This window comes from Achromobacter sp. GD03932, assembly GCF_029839485.1.
Lineage (GTDB): Bacteria > Pseudomonadota > Gammaproteobacteria > Burkholderiales > Burkholderiaceae_B > Achromobacter > Achromobacter bronchisepticus_A.
The window spans coordinates 103,513-123,041 of record NZ_JAOCAT010000012.1 but is presented as its reverse complement, the minus strand read 5'-3'; the positions used below and the strand labels follow the sequence as shown (position 1 = coordinate 123,041).

Here is a 19,529-nt window from a genome sequence, read left to right as displayed (position 1 = left end):
GCACAAGGAAAACATCATGGCTGTATCCGTACTCAATATGCAGAACGGCACCTATCGCCGGCGCCGCGTGGTCAACCGCATCATGCTGACCATTTCGCTGGGCACCCTGGTGTTCGGGCTGTTCTGGCTGTTCTGGATCATTCTGACGCTGCTGATGAAGGGCGCGCCCGCGCTGTCGTACACGCTCTTCACCGAGATCACGCCGCCGCCCGGACAGACCGGCGGTCTCATCAACGCCATTTTCGGCAGCGTGATGATGGCTGGCGTGGGCACGCTCATCGGCACGCCCGTCGGCATCCTGGCCGGCACCTACCTGGCCGAATACGGCCAGCGCGGCTGGCTGGCGCCGGCCACGCGCTTCCTGAACGACGTGCTGCTGTCGGCCCCGTCCATCATTATCGGCCTGTTCATCTATGCCGTGTACGTGGCCCAGGTCGGGCACTACTCGGGCTGGGCTGGCGCCATCGCGCTGTCCATCCTGGTGATCCCGGTGGTGGTGCGCACCACCGACAACATGCTGCTGCTGGTGCCCAACAGCCTGCGCGAAGCGGCTGCCGCGCTGGGTTGCCCCAAGTGGCGCATGATCACCATGGTGTGCTATCGCGCCGCCAAGACCGGCATCATCACCGGCGTGCTGCTCGCCATTGCCCGGATCTCGGGTGAAACCGCGCCGCTGCTGTTCACCGCGCTGTCGAACCAGTTCATGTCCCTGAACATGAACGGCCCGATGGCCAACCTGCCGGTCGTGATCTACCAGTACGCCGCCAGCCCCTTCAAGGACTGGAACAACCTGGCATGGGCCGGCGCCACGCTGATTACGCTGCTGGTGCTGGGCATCAACATCATCGCCCGCAACATGTTCCGCAAGTAAAGATCGCTTTGCCGGCGCGCCTGGGGCGCGCCGGAGCCAAGGGAAACCAAATGGAAAACACCGCTACCGCCGTCAAGAACAAGATCGAGGTCAAGAACCTGAACTTCTACTACGGCAAGTTCCATGCGATCCGCAATGTGAACATGTCGATCCAGGAGAAGAAGGTCACCGCCTTCATCGGCCCGTCGGGCTGCGGCAAGTCCACGCTGCTGCGCACCTTCAACCGCATGTTCGAGCTCTACCCCGGCCAGCGCGCCGAGGGCGAAATCATCCTGGACGGCGAAAACCTGCTGACGGCCAAGACCGACATCTCGCTGATCCGCGCCAAGGTGGGCATGGTGTTCCAGAAGCCCACGCCGTTCCCCATGAGCATCTACGACAACATTGCCTTCGGCGTGCGCCTGTTCGAGCGCCTGTCCAAGGGTGAAATGGACGAGCGCGTGGAATGGGCCCTGAGCAAGGCCGCGCTGTGGAACGAAGTGAAGGACAAGCTGCACCAGAGCGGCAACAGCCTGTCGGGCGGCCAGCAACAGCGCCTGTGCATCGCGCGCGGCGTGGCCATCAAGCCCGAAGTGCTGCTGCTGGACGAGCCGTGCTCGGCGCTGGACCCGATTTCGACCGCCAAGATCGAAGAGCTGATCGCCGAACTGAAGAACGACTACACCGTCGTCATCGTGACGCACAACATGCAGCAGGCCGCGCGCTGCTCGGACTACACCGCCTACATGTACCTGGGCGAGCTGATGGAATTCGGCCAGACCGACCAGATCTTCGTGAAGCCTTCGCGCAAGGAAACGGAAGACTACATTACGGGCCGTTTCGGCTGATCGCCACCGAGACGGGCCGTCGCCGGACGCACGGCCAGAGACAGGCGTAGGCCAGGCGGGCCGAGATCTGGTATAGTTGCCACCCTTCGGGGCGTAGCGCAGCCTGGTAGCGCATCTGCTTTGGGAGCAGAGGGTCGTGAGTTCGAATCCCACCGCCCCGACCAATAAAGAAAGGCCGTCAACGACATGTCGCTGACGGCCTTTTTGCTGCTGGCGCAGGCGTGCGGCCGGGCTGCCGCACGAAGCGGCCGTCTTCAGGCCAAGCGCAGTATCCGCCGCATCCTTTCCGTCAATTGCTGCTTGATTGCATCGTCCGCGAGGTGCAGCGGCCCCGGGTCCGTCAGCATCATGACGCTGAGCGTTCCCGACAGCATCTGCATGGCGATCTTGATATCCAATTCGACATCCTCGCCTGTCCGGACCGGCATTTTTCGCGCCAGAGCGGGTATGAACAGGGCACTCATATGGCGATTCAGGGCGACCAGCGGACTCGATTCCCGGCGGTCCATCGAAAAAACCTTTAGCAGAGCCTGGAAGATTCCCCGGTTTTGGCGGCAGCCGCGGACGTAGTAATCGACTAGGGCCGCGACCATATCGGAGGCGGTGCCTTCGGTCCAGACGGCGTCCTGCCAGACCAGGTTGTCGGCTTCCGCCTGGGTTTCCGCGACCGCGGCGTCCAGGACTGCCGCAAGAAAGGTTTCCTTGTCTTGGAAGCGGCCATAGAACGCGCCGATGGATGTGCCCGCCAGACGTATTACGTCATTGATCAGCACCAGGTCCAGGTTCGCATGTCGTTCTATCAACTCTCTGCCAGCGCGAATCATCTTGGCCAGCGACTCCTCGCTGCGCAATTGCTGGGGAGGGCGGGGAGCGGCTGGTGATTTCGGAGCCGCGCGGGGAGCCTTTCGCTCCCCGGAGGCGCGTGTCGTCTTGGTAATTGCTTTCTGTGATCGAGAGGTGGCCATGGCAACATCTATCCAACCTGAAGTGCAACATTATGCAGTAGCAGGCGATATCTCTCTTAACAATCAAGCGAGGCCACTGCTCTCTCTTATGGCGGACGCCGTTTGCCGAAGGAGCGGCGGTAACGAGCGCTTTGCCTGGCGCTGATGCGGGCCTAGGGAAACCCCGCATTGAAGAGGGGCCGGCGCCTCTCAATAATAGAATCAGAATTTGAATTCTGATTTATTGAGTGGTTTATGCCTATTGGACGATCGCAGCCGTCCAGTGATGCATCGCCCCTCGAATCGACCCTTCCACCTTCCCGCCCCACATCATGAACCATACCGATTTCGATCTGCCCGGCCATGTCTCGAAAGTCCTGGTTGATGCTCAGGTCTATGCCGACATTGATGAACTGCATGCCACTTACACATGGGCGCGTGCCAACAACCCGTTGGGGCGAGCGATCAACGACGGCTTCGATCCCTTCTGGGTCGTCACCAAGCATGCGGACGTGTCCACGATATCGCGCGACACCCAGACTTTCCGCAATGGCGACTACGCCATTATCTGTTCCCCCAAGGCGACGATTCAGCAGCTCGTGGCCGTAAGCGGGAGCCACAACGGCGGCATCAGGTCGCTGGTGCATGTCGACGGCGAGGAGCACAAGGGGCTGCGATCACTGACGCAGGCGTGGTTCATGCCGAACAGCATACTCAAGCTGGATGAGCGGATCCGCGACCTGGCCGCCCGTACCGTCGACAAGCTTGCCGCCGCCGACGGCGAGGTCATCGATTTCGCCACGGAGATTGCGCTGCATTATCCGCTGCACGTCATCATGGACATCCTGGGCGTGCCGCCCGAGGACGAAAGCAGGATGCTGCTGTTGACGCAGGAGCTGTTCGGCAGCGAAGACCCCGAACTCAAACGTGCGGGGCAGGCGCGCGCCAGCGATCCCGAGGCGCTGGCCAAGTACACGCTGGCCATCGTGGCCGACTTCCGCGCGTACTTCGAAAAGGTCACGGCCGACCGGCGTGCGAATCCGCGCAATGATGTGGCGACGCTGCTTGCCAATGCGGTCATAGACGGCGTCCCCATCAGCGAGGACAGCCGATTGGGCTACTACGTGATCATCGCCACGGCAGGGCACGACACGACCTCGTCGTCGACCGCGGTTGCCATGTGGGCGCTCGGCCAGTATCCGGAGCTTTTGCCCAGGCTCCAAGCCAATCCTGGCCTGATCCCGCAGTTCATTGACGAAGCGGTGCGCATGGCGTCCCCGGTGCGGCATTTCATGCGTACCGCCGTGGCAGACACCGAAATCCGCGGCCGCCAGATTCGCAAGGGCGACTGGTTGATGCTGTGCTACGGCTCGGCCAATCGTGACGAGGAAGCCTTCGAGAATCCCTTTGCTTTCGACATTGACCGCAAGCCGAATCGGCACCTGGCCTTCGGGCTGGGAACGCATATCTGTCTGGGGCAACACCTGGCAAAGATGGAGATGCGCCTGCTGTTCGAAGAGATGATTCCGCGCTTGCAGCGTGTAGAGCTGGCAGGCGAGATGACCATGAGCGCCTCGCGTTTCGTCGGCGGCCCCAAGCATCTACCTGTTCGATGCTTCATGAACTAGCGGTTCTTCCCCTCATTCCGTAGAGCATTAGCGATGCAATCTCAAGTAACGAGTTCAGTGCGCGTTACGCACCGGCGGCAGGAAGCCGACGACATCATCAGTCTGGAACTGGAAGCTCTGGACGGCGGCAACCTGCCGCCTTTCGAGGCAGGAGCCCACATAGATGTACACATCGCTCCTGGCATTGTGCGGCAGTATTCGCTGTGCAACGCGCCGTCGGAACGGCACCGCTACGTCATCGGCATCCTGCGGGATCCCCAGTCGCGTGGCGGTTCGGTTGCGATCCATGAAACCCTGCAACCGGGGGCCATCGTTGTGATCGGCATGCCGCGCAACCACTTCCCGCTCAAGCCGCAGGCCCCGAGCATCTTGCTCGCGGGAGGCATAGGCATTACGCCCATGCTGTGCATGGCGGAAACCCTGCATGCGGCGGGGACGGAATTTTCCTTGCACTACTGCGTTCGCAATCAATCGAAAGCGGCCTTTCTTGACCGCATCGCCCAGTCCGCCTTCAGCGCAAACGTCATCTTCCACTATGACGACCAGCCCGATGAGCAGAGATTGCGTCCGGATGAACTGTTTTCCCAAACGGGCGCAACGCAAGAGATCTACGTCTGCGGTCCCGCCGGCTTCATCGAATGGGTCTGCCGGGCGGCGGATGGGGCTGGCATCGCGAAGCATCGGGTGCGGTATGAGCACTTCGGCGCCAAGGCCGTGGATGTCTCGCAAGACACCGCCTTCGACGTAAAGCTCGCCGGTTCCGGCCAGTTGTTCCATGTGCCCGCGGACCGATCAGTGGCGTCCGTGCTGCTTGCTGCGGGTGTCGACATCTATACCTCCTGCGGCGAGGGTTCCTGCGGTTCTTGCGTCATGCGGCTGGTGGAAGGAGTGGCGGACCATCGCGACGTATTCCTTACGGACGAAGAGCATGCAAGCGGCGACCAGTTCACCCCGTGTTGCTCGCGCGCCAAGTCGCCGCTGCTTGTGCTTGATCTCTGATTGTTCGTCACGGCGCTCGGTAGCGAGCGCCGTCAGCCAACGCGCGGCCGATGGACGTTTTGCCAGGCCCGCAACATTGAGGTCCGAATCACCATGGGAAATCCCATTGAATTCAGCATGACCATAGATGGAAAGGCCGTAGATGCGTCAAGGCGCATCGAGGTGCTCGATCCGGCCACGGAGCAGGTCGTGGCTCGCGCGCCCGACGCCGCGCCGCGGCAGTTGGACGAAGCCGTGGCCAGCGCGCGGCGCGCGGCGCCCGCCTGGGCCGGACTGCCATTGGAAGAACGGCGAAAGTTGATCGCCCGGGTGGGTGAAGTCATCGTGTCCAATCAGGAAACGTTGGCGCAGTTGTTGACGCGGGAGCAAGGCAAACCGCTTGCGGCTGCGCGCCAGGAGGTGATGGCCGCCGCATTCTGGTGCACGGCGACGGCTGGGTTGGATTTTCCCGCCGACGTAAGCACCGAGTCGCCCGAAGAGTTGGTCAGGGTGCTGCGCGTGCCGTTAGGGGTGGTCGGCGGCATCGTGCCTTGGAATTTCCCGCTGGTGTTGGCCATCTGGAAGATCGCGCCCGCCTTGCTCACGGGCAATACCATGGTGCTGAAGCCTTCGCCGTTTACACCGCTGGCGACATTGAAGCTGGGCGAGTTGCTGCGCGACGTGTTGCCGCCGGGCGTGCTGAATGTCATCAGCGGGTCCGACGCGCTGGGTCCACTGATGTCAGAGCATCCGGGCATCGACAAGATCAGCTTCACCGGATCGACCCAAACCGGTCGCGCCGTTATGGCTAGCGCAGCAGGCAACCTGAAGCGGCTGACACTTGAGCTCGGCGGAAACGACGCGGCCATCGTCATGGCCGATGCCGATATCGACGCGATTGCGCCCCTTATCTTCTGGGGGGCATTCGCCAACAGCGCGCAGTACTGCCTTGCCATCAAGCGCTTGTACATCCACGAAGATGTTTACGACCGGATGGCGCAGGCGCTGGCGAGGCTGGCGCGTGAAACCCGGCTCGGGGCCGGCAACGTCGAGGGCGTCCAGCTCGGTCCCGTGCAGAATCGCCGTCAGTTCGAGCGGCTGAAGCGTTTGCTTGAGGACACGCGCAACCAGGGTTGCCGCTTTCTGGCCGGCGGAGAAGTCCCCGAAGGGAAGGGCTATTTCTTTCCAATCACCTTGGTGGACAACCCGCCAGATACGGCGCGCGTGGTGCGCGAGGAACCTTTCGGTCCGATCCTGCCGCTGCTCAGTTTCCGCGACGAGGAAGAAGTGATTGCGCGAGCCAACGACAGCGAGTATGGCTTGGGCGGGTCGGTGTGGGGGAGCGATCACGCGGCCGCGACCAGGGTCGCACTGCGATTGAACACCGGCACTGTCTGGGTCAATCAGATCCACACTCTCAAGCCCTCCAAGCCCATGGCCGGGCACAAGCAATCGGGCATAGGCATCGAGAACGGGGTCGATGGTTTGCTGGAGTACACGGTGCCCAGGACGGTGTCGGTGAAGCGGCCGCATCGAACGCAGGGCGGCTCCTGACGCGTCATTGCACCGATAGACCGATACGACGGCAAGGTACGCACATGGCAGCCATGCGGCTCTGCGCAAGCGGCTTGCCTACATCGAGGCATACAAGGAAAAACACCATGAACGACTACATCTCAGGCAAGACCATCGTCATTACCGGCGCAGGCGGAGGCTTCGGCCGTTTGGTCGCGCAGAAGGCCGCTGCGCGCGGTGCGTTGGTGACGTGTGGCGACGTCAATGCGGCGGCGGCCAAGGAAACCGTCGCGGGCATTATTGCGGCCGGGGGGCGGGCGCAGGCCTTAGCCGCCGATGTCCGCATTCTGGATGACCTGAAGCGCCTCGTCGCGGCCAGCGTGCACGAATACGGTTCGATCGACGTGATGCTCAATAACGCGGGCGTCATGCCCCTGGCTTTTGTCGCCGATCACGCGCTTGCCTACGATGCCTGGATGCGCTGCATCGATATCAATATGAAGGGCGTGTTCAACGGCATGATCGCCGCCCACGACGCCATGATGTCCCAGGGACGCGGTCACTTCGTCAACATCTCGTCCATCTACGGGAATTTTCCCGTGGTGGGCGCGGCGATCTATGGGGCCACCAAGGCGGCAGTCAACTTCATGTCGGAAGCCGTGAGAATGGAGGCGCGCGGAAAGATCAAGGTGACGACGATCAAACCCACGGGCGTGCCCAGCACCGGACTGGGCGGCTCCGTGGTCAACCACGCTGCCGCCGTTGGCATAGTCGGGAACAACATGGAGCAATTCACGGCGATGATAAAGGGCCTGCAGGATGGGTCTTTGCCGCCCCATTCCCGCGATCCGGAGAGCATATCGCACATGCCGCTGGAGCCTGAATCGATCGCCGACGCGGTCCTGCTGGCCATCGATCAACCCTGGGGCGTTTCGGTCAGCGACATGACGGTGCGCGCTTCGGCGGATTGCTTCGTGCTTTGATGGAAACGGCGTTTACCGGCCTGCAACGGCCGGCCTGCCAAGCAGCCATCTGACAGTGCGGCCAGGAACCTGGCCGCGAAGATTGAACCAAGGCCCGCCCTGACCCGGCGGGCTTTTTCTTGCGGAGCCATCCGAGAGCAACTTCGCGATGCGCACCGCCTGGCAGCTATCGGTCCGCCGCGAAGCCTTCGCATTAATGCGAAATACATCAGTTTATTGCGATGTTATCAGTTGTAACCCAGAAAATTCCCTTTCGCCATAAGAAGATATACCTAGTTTCAGGTATAGACGAAGAGTTTCAATCCTCGTCTAATGCTTGCAGTCAATAGACAAAATGATGCATTGACTTGAGCGAAAAAGCCGGCATATCAGCAACAGTGTGTGCAAGCTTTACATGATGCTCGGGTCCGTAACTGGAAAAAGGCAAGGAGGGCTAGAGGCATGTCAGCGACTGTGTTTTATGAACGGGCTGTGGCGCTGGATCGGGCAGCGCACCAGGGCACCAAGATCCAGATTCAGCCGGATCATTACGCATTTGCGCAGGACACGAATGCTCTGCCCATCGCCGCCAGCGAATTCGCCGATGCCGGCCGCCACTATCCGATCGTGTTCGTGGGCGACGACGCTGGCAACTTCCACGTGGCCGTGCTGCTGGGCCTGGAAGACAAGTCCAATCTGTTCGTGACCGAGCTGGGCACCTGGAAGGCCGATACCTACGTTCCCGCCTTTGCCCGCCGCTATCCCTTCGTGCTGGGCACCACGGCCGAGGCCGACCGGTTGGCCGTGTGCATCGACGAGTCCTATCCCGGCGTCAATGCCGCGGAGGGCGTGGCCTTGTTCGAGGACGGCAAGGAAACCGGCTACCTGACGCAGATGATGGAATTCCTGCGCGTGTTCCAGGGCGAAATGGAACTGACCAAGAACATGGCCCAGCGTCTGAACGAGCTGGGCTTGCTCACGGCCAAGACGATCACGATTTCGCAGGCCGACGGCGACCGCTATCTGAGCGGCTTCTGGGTCGTGGACGAGCAGAAGTTCGCCGGCATCGACGATGCCCGCGTGCTCGAACTGCATCGCGCCGGCATTCTGCGCCTGATCGAACTGCATCGCGCGTCGCTGGGCAACGTCCAGCGCCTGGCCATGCAGCTGGACGAGCAGCGCCGCCTGAAGGCGCTGCAGCAGGACGCCGCGCCCGCCGAGTCCGCGGCCTGATTCCCGCCGCAGGGCCATGCTGACCGCAACCTTGACTCCCGCGATCGGCCAGGCCCCCAGCCAAGCCGGCACCGAACCCGAGATCCATATCCCCCTGCACACGCTGCGGGGGGAGCAACGGATCTGGGCAGACCGTTTGCTGTCGGTCTTCAAGAACCGGCAGATCGACGGGGTCGAATGGTCGATGAAGTTCTCGGCCGCAGGCCTGGTCGGCAACCGCTTCATGCTGGGCATACAGCGCGAAAACTGGCGTCAGCTGGATTTGGCCACCTTGTCGCGCGCGCTTGCCATGCCGCAGGCGCTATGGATGCGGGTGGCGCAGGACATGGAGCATGCGCGCGCCATGTTCTTCGCCTATGAACCCGATGGCGCGGCCGGCACGTACCGCGTCTATCTGGAGTTCATGCCCACGCCGGAGGCGCTGCGCCAGCATGGCGTGCTGCCCCTGGGCTGCGGCTACAAATGGCACCCGGCGACGCAGCGCGAGGCGGCGGTGACGGCTTACCGCATGCGTCATCTGCAAGACCGCGCGGCGTTCGATGCGCACCTGGAGCCTTATCTTGCCCGGCTCGGCAACCCGGTGTTGCGGCAGGTTGCGCAGCGCATCGTGGCGCAGGCTTGCGGGCAGGCCGATCCGGCCGGCTTCATGTTCCTGGAAGTGGACGAGGCCGACACCCGGCGCGATTCGTTCACGGTGACTTTTCGTGGGGCCGAGCTGCCGTTGCGGGCGTTCATCCCCGATCTTCTGCGTCTGGCCGCCAGTCTCGCTTTGGCGGAAAGCGATGTTCTTGGTTTCCTGTTGCCCGACGAACCCCGCAGCCTCTATAGCCTGGCTGCGGGCGCAGCGCGGGACGGGCACGAGTTCCTGACTGTCTACTATGACTGACTACAACAAGCTTCACTTTCCTCCGGCGTTCGCGCGCAAGGGCATGCTGGCGGCGGCGGTTATGGCCGCATTGAACGTGGCGGGCTGCGCCTCGTCCGGCCAGGGGACGCCGGCCACGTCCGCGCCGGCCTCCTCCGCGCCGGCCGCCTCCGCGCCGGCCGCTGCCGCGACGGCGCCGCAAACCGAAAGCGGCCCGCTCAAGCTGGGGCAGTCCACTCCCCAGGAGGATTCCGGCTTCGGCAAGACCACGCCCAGCGCCCAGATGGACGACGTGGCCCCCGCGCCCGCGCCGCGCTTTGATGAGAACACCGTGTTTCCGGCGCCAGCGTCCTATCTGGCGCAAGACATGCCGGCGTACAACGGCGCACAGCTGCCGGACCAGAGCGATCCGATGACGCTGGACCAGGTCTACATGATGGCGCTGCAGAACGATCCGCAGATGCAAGGCGCTTACCAGGAACTGCAGGCCGTGGGCTATGGCGTGATCTCCGCGCGCGCGGGCCTGCTGCCCAGCGTGAGCGGCGAAATGAATCGCAGCCGCGTCCGCCAGAACGTGGTCGACAGCGAAAACACCGTCTACCAGACCGGCCGCGCCAACTGGGCCGAGAACGGCTGGGCGCTGACCCTGAACCAACCGATCTTCGAACTGGGCGCGTATCACAAGTGGCGCCAGTCGCAGGAGGCCGAGCGCAAGGAAGTGGCCAGCTACGCCTACGCGCAGCAAGACCTGATGCTGCGCACGGCAACCGCCTATCTCAGCGTGCTGGCGGCGCAGGATCAGATCGAGCTGACCGAGGCGGAGCGCCGCACCACGCGGAAGCAGCAGGAACTGGTGCAGGCGCGCTTTCACAGCGGCCAGGAAACCCGCGTGGGCCTGAGCGAAGTGCAGGCGCGCCTGGATATCCAGGATGCCAATACGCTGCTGGCAAAGAACGACTACCTGGACAAGCAACAGGCTGTGCAGGAGATCGTCGGCTACGGCAACCTGAAGCTGCGTCCGGTGCGCAAGGACCTGCCCATGACGCTGCCCGTGCCCAACGATCCCCAGGCCTGGCTGCGCACCGCGCTGGACCAGAACTGGTCGATCCGCGCGGCTTCGGCCGGCGTGGCGGTGGCGGAAAAGGAAGTGTCGGTGCAGAAGGCGGGTTACTACCCCAGCGTCAATCTGCGCGCCTCCACCGGCCGCAACGAGACGGGCGGCAGCCTGTTCGGCGGCGGCAGCACGGTGGCCGATACCCGCTTCACGGTGAACCTGTCGGTGCCGATCTTCCAGGGCGGCTACACCTACGGCATGAGTCACGCGGCGGCCAGCCGCCTGAGCGCGGCCTCGTCCGACCTGAGCCTGACGCGGCGCAAGGTGCAGCGCCAGGTGTTCTCGTCGTTCCAGAACATCGTGATCGGCATGGACCGGATCAAGGCGCTGAACAGCTCGGTGGAGTCGTTCGAACTGGCATTGAAGCTCAAGGAAGAGGGCTTCCAGGCAGGGCTGAACGACATCGTCAGCGTGCTGGACGCGACGCGCAACCTGTACAACGCCAAGCGCCAGCAGGCCGAGGCTGGATACAACTTTTTGCTGGACGGCCTGAAGCTCAAGCAGGCCGCCGGCACGCTGAACGCGGCGGACATCGCGGCGATCAGCCAGCAGATGCTGTAGGACCGGAGGGGGCCTGCGCCACGACGCGCAGGCCGGGCAGTACGCAGGCAAGACCACAGCGGAGCTATCCGGCGATCAGCCGGATGGCTCGGAATCGTTTAAATCAGGGCGTTTCCAGCGCCCGCACAAGAAATGTCGAGCGACGATATGAGCATGAAGAAACTGGCGCGCAAACTCTGGACCGGCCGTTCCTCCCGCGAGGTGCAGCAGTCCCTGTTCCGCAGGCGGCCGCTCTTCGAGGCGCTGGAGCGCCGTTATCTCATGTCGGCCGAACTGCTGGTGCCGCCGCCGCCGCCCGCAAGCGATCAGGCTCCCGTGGTGGCGCCCGCCGATCCCGCCGCCGGTGCTCAAGGCAAGAAGCCCAGCGCGCCCGGCTCGCATCCGTACCTGGTGGAACGGGCGGCCTTCAAGGCCGTCACGCAGCACAGCGAGATGCTGACGCTGGAGCAGTACGCCAAGGCCAGCGCCACGCGCCAGGGCGACGCCAAGGCCTGGCTGCCCGGGCAGGAAGCCAGCCAGCCCAAGCCCGTCGCCAACATCCCCGGCTACACCACAAACTCTGAACAGACGCCGGTGCGCCAGATCATCTTCGTGGATCCGGCGGTGGACAATGCCGAGCAGATCGTCCAGGGCCTGTATGGCTTGATCAGCGGCAAGACCGAAGGCCTGGACGGGTTGGCCAGGCCCACAGGCGACGGCCCGCAATTGCAGGTGCTGCGCAGCCACGACACCGAGATCATTGTGCTGGACGGCCGCTACGACGGCGTGGACCAGATTACGCAGGTGCTGGGCCAGCACCAGGACCTGGCGGCGGTGCAGATCATGAGCCACGGCAGCGTGGGATCCCTGAAGCTGGGCACGGCCACCCTGGGTTCGGGCCAGCTGGATGCTTACAAGGACCAGCTGCGCGCCTGGGGCGACGCCATGTCGGAAGACGGCGACATCCTGCTCTATGGCTGCAACGTGGCGGCCGGCCGTGGCGGCATCGCCTTCGTCGATAGCCTCGCGGCGATTACGCGCGCCGACGTGGCGGCGGCCACCCATACCGTGGGCAGCGCCGCGCTGGGCGGCGACTGGGTGCTGGACTACCGTCAAGGCGCGATCGAGGCCGGCACGGTGACGGTCGCCAGCTGGAACGGCGTGATGGCCAGCGCCACCGGCCTGCAAAGCGGCGGTTCGACCCTGCAGGGCGTGGCGGTCAATGATCATTTGATCGGCTACGGCAGCAATAACACGTTTGTGTTCGACAACAATTCGACCGCGGCGGTGACGACGATCGAAGTGCGCCAGGGCATGAAGCTGGATAACGGCGTCTGGGTGCGCAACGAGGACGACGACAACAGCAACAACACGCTGGATTTCTCGGGCATCCGCGGCAACGTCACGGCCATCATCAGCAACAACGACGCCTATCAGATCACGTACTCGACGGTGGACGCCGGCAACAACTGGACCCAGCGCGTCGTCAACGTGGTGTTCAAGTCCGCCGACGGCTCGCAAAGCCTGAAGATCGGCGACAAGACCTTCAACCTGATCGGCACGGCGCAAAGCGGCAAGACCATACTGGACTACAGCGGCTACGCCACCGGCGTGACGGTGGACCTGTCCGGCCCCACGGCGGACGCCAATGGCGAAGAGATTCCGCCGCCGCCGCCGACCGGGTTCGGCTATGTGCGGGCGATCAGCGGCGTCAAGGGTTCCACGCAGGGCGGCAACAGGATCACGGTGGTGGGCGACACCACGGTCACGATCAACAGCTCGCAAGACATCATCAAGGGCAGCGGCGGCGGCAACACCTACATCGCCGCCGCCGGCACCCTCGGTTTCAACCTGACCCAGCAGGCCGGCCAGAGCGGCAACACACTGGACCTTTCCCAATTCGGCGCAGACGTCACGGCCCGCGTGCAGACAGGCGGGGGCATCAGCGTCTACATGGGCGCGGGCGTGGCGGCCGACGGCAGCATCAACGGCCTGGCGGCCGCGCTGGTCAGCAATCTCGACGTGCAGATGTTCTTCGGCGTGGCGGGCAGAACCACGCTGGATTACTCGGCCTATGAAGACAACGTCACCGTCAACCTGAACTTCCAGGACGGCAATACCGGCCTTTACGATGCCAGCGGCTTGGGCGGAGTGCTGAACATCAGCAACGTCATCGGCGCGGGCGGCGATTATGGCAACGACATCGTCGGCAGCCTGGGCGACAACATCATCACCGTGGCCAATAGCCGCGGACAGAACCGCATCAGCGGCGGCGGCGGCAACGATCTGGTGATCGGCAACCTGGCCGCGGGCGGCGCAACCGAATACATCGCGGGCGTGGAAAGCAACGCCTCGCTCAGTGGCGACAAGACCTCGGCCACGTTGACGAACACGCCTCTGGGCGCGGGCGCCGCAAGCACGGTGACCCTGCGCGGCGTGAACGCCGTGACCTTGCAGGACTATCGCACCATCGACGCCGCCGCTGCGGCGGGCAGCGCCTATCACGCCGCCACCAGCGTCATGCTGGACGGCACGAATTACCGCGGCGACCTGACCTTGATTGGCAGCGCGGGCGCCAACGTCCTGCTGGGCGGCCTGGGCCACAATACCTTTACCGGCTACCAGGGCGCGAACCAGCTGTGGGCGCAGGCGGGCGCGCAGAGCAACACGCTGGACGAAAACGGCCAGTGGAATTTCACGCTCACCAACAATCAGCTGTCGGCAAGCTACGCCTCCGACGGCACCCCCCTGGGCACCGGCGTGCCGGTCCCGACCCTGAGCAACACGCTCAATGGCGCTTTCAGCGACGCGCGCCTGAACGGCGGCCTGGGTTCCACCCTGATCGACGCCTCGGCCTTCAGCGGCAACACGGTGCTGGTCAGCGGGCTGATGGCGGGCGGCGTGATCCGCGCGGGCTCGGGCGACAACACCCGGCACCAGATCATGCTGCTGGGAGGCCGCTACAACCTCCATGGCGGCACGGGCGCCAATGCGGCCACCGAACTGGTGGTGGCGGCCGACGGCCTGACCGGCACGGACGGCGCAGGCTACCAGTCGCAGATGGCGGCCAGCGGCGGCGTGGGCTATGTGTCATTCCAGCAGACGGGCGCCACGGGCTGGATCCAGCGCACGGCCAACGAGACCCAGGCCACCGCTTCCACCTATGCCGGCATCTCCAGCGTGCGCGTGATCAGCGGCGAGTATGGCAACTGGATCGATACCTCTCGCTTTGCCGGGACGGCGGTGCTGGACGGCATTGCCGGCCTGTCCAACTATTTCATCATCAGCAATGCCTATGCCACCCAGGTGATCGGGTCCGCCGGGTCGAACACGATAGAGCTGTCCACGGGCGGCAAGAGCGTGGCGCTGGATAACAGCCAGGTGAAGATCGGTTCGGGCGGGGCGCAGATCAGCAGCGTCCACACCAACGTCAAGGACTTCCGCTTCGTGGTGGAGGGCAGCAGCGCCAATACCGTGGATACCACGGCCTACACGGGCGTGACCACGCGGACCTATCTGTCGGATCTGACCTCGGGCTACACGCCGGCGGAAGGGCCTGCGCTGGCGTTCGTGTTTCCCAATCACGGCAATGCGCGGGTCGATGTTGGCCTGGAAGGCGTGCGCACCATCCAGGATCTGCTGGACGCCATCGGCGCCGGCATCATGGTCAATGCGGCGGGCGAGCCGCTGCGCATTGCGGTCGGCGGCCCCAATGCCGGCAAGCTGATTCCGGCCAGCGACAGCACCACGCCCTGGGATTATCTCTATGCGTTGACGGCGAGCCTGGACGCGCAGGGCCGCCTGCAGATCCGGTACAGCCAGGACGCGATCGCGGCGGGCTATTCCGGCGCGTTCTCGCTGGCGCCCGGCATGCAGGCGGCGCTGAACGCCGACGGCACGGTGTCGAACTCCACGGTCAGCCTGTCGGATGCGGCCTATAAACTCGGCCTGATCGCGGCCGGACAGGTGCAAAGCAGCTCTGATGGCGCGGGCGTGCTGACCGGCGCGGCGCTGGCGATCGGCCATCAGACGCAGTTCGTGCTGGCGGGGTCCAACTCGACGATCCGCTCCGGCGGCGGCGACAACACCTTCGTCGTGAATTACGGCCAGGGCGGGCTGAACACCGGTGCAGGCAACAGCATCGCCGCGCAGGCCGGCGCGCGCAACAGCCTGGTGGTCAACACCAGCGTCGGCGCAGTGCTGTCGAATACCAACGTCCACTTCGTCAGCGGCGGCTCGGCCGCAAGCCAGGTGGCGCTCAACGGCGGCGTGTTCGCGGACGCCACCGTCATCTCCACCAGCTCCACCGGCGCGACCACGCTGGATGCCAGCGCCTGGACCCAGGCCGTCACCCTGGGCAGCAGCGGTGGTTACGACACGCTCAAGGGCAACACCAACAACGTTTCCTTCATGGTGACGCAACCGGCGGACACCGCCGGCGGCACCGTGACCGTAACGCTGGCGTCCAATAGCGGCAGCGGCAACAGCCTGCAGGTGATGGCGCTGGGCGGCAGCGCCGCCTTGTCCAACCTGATCTCCACCACCGGCACGATCGCCGGGGTGACGCTGGGCGCGAATACGAACAAGCTGGACTATGTGCTGGACATCGGCAGCGGCGCACTCGATCAGGCGTTGACGGTCAGCGGCCGCAACGTGATCATCCGCGGCCAGTCGTATTCGGTGCTGCACAACATCACGCTGGATGCGGGCTACGCCCTGCGTCTGGAAGGCGAGAAGATCACCGTCGGCGCCACGAGCGGCGCCAACATCGTGCTGGCCGCGGGAGCGGTCGAGCTGGCGGCGCAGCGCTACCGTCCGTGGCGTAGCGCGGTGGCCCAGATCTACAAGCTGGACGCCGCCATCACGATCAACAACGCGACCCTGTGGGCCAAGGACACGGGCGGATCCGGCGTCAGCCTGAGCAGCAAGATCGACAGCAAGGACTACGACCTGGATCCGCTGATCAAGAACGGCGCGAACCAGGGCGGCGTGCTGGGCACGCTGGCGGGCGGCGTGAACTCGGCCTTCGACGCCTTGATGAAGTTCCTGGACGGCGCCGGCGCCATGGCGGCCTGGGCCGGCATCGAATACAACTCGTCGATCAAGGTCGGCGCGCAGGCGCGCCTGGTGTCCAACGGCGACGTGACCATCACGTCCACCACGTCGGCCACGGTCAAGCTCAGTCCGCTGGTAGCCAAGATCGCCGGCATCGCCGTGGGCGTGCTGCAGAACAAGTCCACTATCGACGTGCAGGGCACGGTGATCGCGTCCCGCTCGATCACGATCAAGTCCGACCTCACCAACGAGATGGAGATCGCGTTGCTGCCGGGCCAAATTGGCGCGGTGCCGGCGGTGATAGGCGTGGGCGTGGCGGTGGTGATCAGCGAATCCAGCGTGCACATAGGCACGGGCGCGAGGCTGGAAACGGGGCTGCTGCATACCGCCAATCCGGATACCGGCACCGTCAGCGGCGTGGGCGGCGACGTCACGATCCAGGCGCTGACCAGCCACAAGAGCACGATTTCGATATCGGCCGCGGGCGCCATGGCCGAAAGCGACGACACCAAGCCGGTGACCGGGGCCGACGGCAAGATCGATCCGTCCAAGGAGACGGGCAAGTACAAGGCTGGCTACGCCAAGGTCGGCGTGGCGGTGGGATTCGCGTACAACCAGCTGACCACCGAGGCCTATATGGACGGCACGGTGGTGACGCGCAATGCGGGCAAGGTGACGGTCGAGGCAAAGGCGCAGGACGCCGGCAGCGCCATTGCCGTCAAGACCATCCTGGGCGGCCGCGCGGCTACCGGCAGCGATTTCTTGACGTCGGCGCAGACCGAAGCCAAGAACGCGGCCATCGCCAAGACCGTCAGCCCCATCGTGGGCGGCGCCCTGGGCGGCCTGGGGACGGGCGTTCAGTACGTCAAGAGTTTCTTCAGCGCGCTGGTGTCGGAAAGCCGGGGCGGCAAGTTCGGCGCCAAGATCAAGGAAATCAAGCAAGAGAAGGATTTCGAGGATCGCGCCAAGTACGATTCGGACATCCAGAAGGAAATCGACAATCCCTCCACCGAGTTCCAGGTGGGCGCGGCGCTGGGCATGGCGATGAACAACATCACCACGACCGCCCGCATCGGCAACGGCGTGGTGGCGGCCACGGTCAACACCGCGGGCGGCGACGTCACCGTCAAGGCACAGACGCAATACAACACCCGGCTCACCATCATGAGCGGGGTGGACGATCAGGCGATTGCGGACAAGCAGGCGTTCCTGAACAAGAAGAACAACCTGACGACCAATCAGCCCGAGCGCGCGCCCGGACCGGACGGTTCCGATTTTGGCGCGGCGGCGGCCGTGGTCATTGGCATCGACGACGTTGCGACGCGAGCGACCGTCAGCCAGCTGGCCGCGATCAACACCCAGGGCGGCGACGTGGCGGTTACCGCCAGCACCCTAAACCAGATCGACCCGATGAAGCTGTGGCTGGTCAATCTGTACGCGCCCTTCGACGGCATCAACGCCAAGTGGAATGACGCCGACGGCACCAAGGCCAAGGCCGAGGTTGCCGGCAAGGCGGCCGCGTCCTTCCTCAACAATCTGCAGGCCACGCTGACCAGCACGGGCGGCATCTCGTCCAGCTTCAGCAGCTGGGCCAGCGCCACGGCCAAGAGCAAGAAACTGGCCCTGTCGGGCGCATTCACGGTGCTGGTGCAGGACACCAAGACGCAGGCGCAGGTGGCGGGCAAGATCAATACGACCTTGTCCGGCGGCACGGCGGGCGATGTGACCGTCCAGGCGGAGAACTCCTCGCAGCGCCTGAACCTGGTGGGCAACATCATCCTGCCGTCGATTTCCCTGGGCGGCGCCAAGTCGCTCCAGCAGGCCGCGCCGCGCGGCGCGGCCGAGAGCCGCTACAGCTATGGCAAGGACCGGGTCAAGGGATTCCTGACGCCGAAATTCCAGGGCTTCGACTACGGCAGCAGCTCCAAGGAAGGCTCGGCCATCGGCGTGTCGGTGTACGTGAACGCGGCCAAGCACGATACGCGCGCCGTGGTCAGCGACACCGCCGAGATCAACTCGGGCAAGCTGACGGTCGATGCGGACAATGAACTGATCTCGGTCACGCTGGGCGCATCGGGCGGCCAGGCCAAGAGCCTGGCGCTCAACGGCGTGGTGCTGGTCAACTCCACCAGCGCGACCACCCTGGCCCAGGTCGGCCGGGGCGCGCGGATCGCGGCCGCGGGCGCGGCGGACATCCAGGCGACGGACGCGACCTGGGTCGGCACGGTGGCGGGCGCCGCCGCCGGATCGCAGGCGGTGGGCGTGGGCATGAGCGTGTCCATCAATGACGTCAACCGCTGGACGCAGGCGCTGATCGGCGACACGCTGCGCGTGGCCGATGGCGCACCCACCGGCTTGCCGGTAGGCTCGTTCTCGGCCGCTTCCTTGACGATCCGCGCAGAGAACAAGGGCTTCGTCGGCAATCTGGCCGTGGCGGGTTCGCGCGTGTCCAGCCCGGTGGCGGGCGCGGGCGGCGGCACCGGCGCGGGCGCCGGCGGCACGGGCGGCGCGGGAGGCACGGGCACCAGCATCGATGACATCAAGCTGCCCACCGGCCAGGGCGACGCGGCTCCGGGGGCGAACGATCCCGCGCCTGCGCCGGCCACGAGCCTGGGCTCCAAGCTGGAAGGCCTGAGCGGCCAAGCCACGCAACTGACCCAGGACGCGGGCGCGGCGCCAGGCAGTCCGGCTCCGGCAGGCGGCGCCAGCCAGCAGTCCAAGGCGGGCGTGGCGATTTCCGGCGCGGTGGCCGTGAACATGGTCAATGACTTCGCGCAGGGCTACATCAACGCGGCCGGCATGAATATCACGATCGGCGGCGACGCCAAGATCGAGGCGTTGAACGGCACCCACAGCCTGGCGCTGTCGGGCTCGGCCGCGCTGGCGCAATCGGATACGGCCAAGTCGAATGTGGCCGTGGCGGGCGCCTACAGCATGAACATGATGGGCGGCGAGGCGCGCGCCCAGGTGCTGGCCGTGGGCGAGCTGGTGGTGGCT

The 19,529-nt window shown here is 64.7% G+C and carries 11 protein-coding genes and 1 tRNA gene (1 of these 12 running past the window's edge); 11 read left to right on the top strand and 1 reads right to left on the bottom strand.

The annotated features are described in order from the left end of the window. The first annotated feature begins 16 nt into the window (after positions 1-16). From pstA to N5C88_RS13550, 3 genes are all read left to right on the top strand, one after another. Complete coding sequence (gene pstA / locus N5C88_RS13560) at positions 17-871, top strand: phosphate ABC transporter permease PstA (RefSeq protein WP_118932910.1); 855 nt, start codon at positions 17-19, stop codon at positions 869-871. 50 nt (positions 872-921) lie between these two features. Next, on the top strand, positions 922-1,698 hold the full coding sequence (gene pstB, locus N5C88_RS13555) for a phosphate ABC transporter ATP-binding protein PstB (protein ID WP_006221056.1): 777 nt from the start codon (positions 922-924) through the stop codon (positions 1,696-1,698). Positions 1,699-1,785: 87 nt separating this feature from the next. Next, positions 1,786-1,862, top strand: a tRNA-Pro gene (locus N5C88_RS13550). A gap of 90 nt (positions 1,863-1,952) precedes the next feature. Here the strand turns inward: N5C88_RS13550 and N5C88_RS13545 are convergent. Further along, complete coding sequence (locus N5C88_RS13545) at positions 1,953-2,663, bottom strand: TetR/AcrR family transcriptional regulator (RefSeq protein WP_280015486.1); 711 nt, start codon at positions 2,661-2,663, stop codon at positions 1,953-1,955. Between the two features lie 311 nt (positions 2,664-2,974). Between N5C88_RS13545 and N5C88_RS13540 the strand changes: the two genes are divergently transcribed. The 8 genes from N5C88_RS13540 to N5C88_RS13505 all read left to right on the top strand — a co-directional run. After that, positions 2,975-4,270 carry a cytochrome P450 gene (locus tag N5C88_RS13540; protein ID WP_280015485.1) on the top strand — a complete coding sequence of 432 codons (1,296 nt, stop codon included), beginning with the start codon at positions 2,975-2,977 and terminating at the stop codon, positions 4,268-4,270. 33 nt (positions 4,271-4,303) lie between these two features. Further along, on the top strand, positions 4,304-5,269 hold the full coding sequence (locus N5C88_RS13535; RefSeq protein WP_280015484.1) for a PDR/VanB family oxidoreductase: 966 nt from the start codon (positions 4,304-4,306) through the stop codon (positions 5,267-5,269). A 93-nt stretch (positions 5,270-5,362) separates the two neighbouring features. Further along, positions 5,363-6,802: an aldehyde dehydrogenase family protein gene (locus tag N5C88_RS13530; protein WP_280015483.1), complete on the top strand. Its 1,440-nt coding sequence runs from the start codon at positions 5,363-5,365 to the stop codon at positions 6,800-6,802. A gap of 107 nt (positions 6,803-6,909) precedes the next feature. Next, positions 6,910-7,746: an SDR family NAD(P)-dependent oxidoreductase gene (locus N5C88_RS13525; RefSeq protein ID WP_280015482.1), complete on the top strand. Its 837-nt coding sequence runs from the start codon at positions 6,910-6,912 to the stop codon at positions 7,744-7,746. A gap of 441 nt (positions 7,747-8,187) precedes the next feature. Continuing rightward, complete coding sequence (locus tag N5C88_RS13520; RefSeq protein ID WP_280015481.1) at positions 8,188-8,958, top strand: SapC family protein; 771 nt, start codon at positions 8,188-8,190, stop codon at positions 8,956-8,958. Between the two features lie 16 nt (positions 8,959-8,974). Further along, a complete protein-coding gene (locus N5C88_RS13515) occupies positions 8,975-9,844 on the top strand; it encodes a hypothetical protein (RefSeq protein ID WP_280015480.1) in 870 nt (289 codons plus the stop codon). After that, the gene (locus N5C88_RS13510) at positions 9,837-11,498 is read left to right on the top strand and encodes a TolC family outer membrane protein (RefSeq protein ID WP_280015479.1); all 1,662 of its coding nucleotides are present in this window, start codon (positions 9,837-9,839) and stop codon (positions 11,496-11,498) included. The genes N5C88_RS13515 and N5C88_RS13510 overlap by 8 nt, the downstream gene beginning before the upstream one ends. Before the next feature lie 147 nt (positions 11,499-11,645). Beyond that, a protein-coding gene (locus N5C88_RS13505; RefSeq protein WP_280015478.1) for a DUF4347 domain-containing protein crosses the window boundary here: on the top strand, positions 11,646-19,529 show its 5' portion. Its footprint extends 24,015 nt past the window's final position; the window shows 7,884 of its 31,899 coding nt (coding positions 1-7,884); its start codon is at positions 11,646-11,648; its stop codon lies beyond the right edge, outside the window.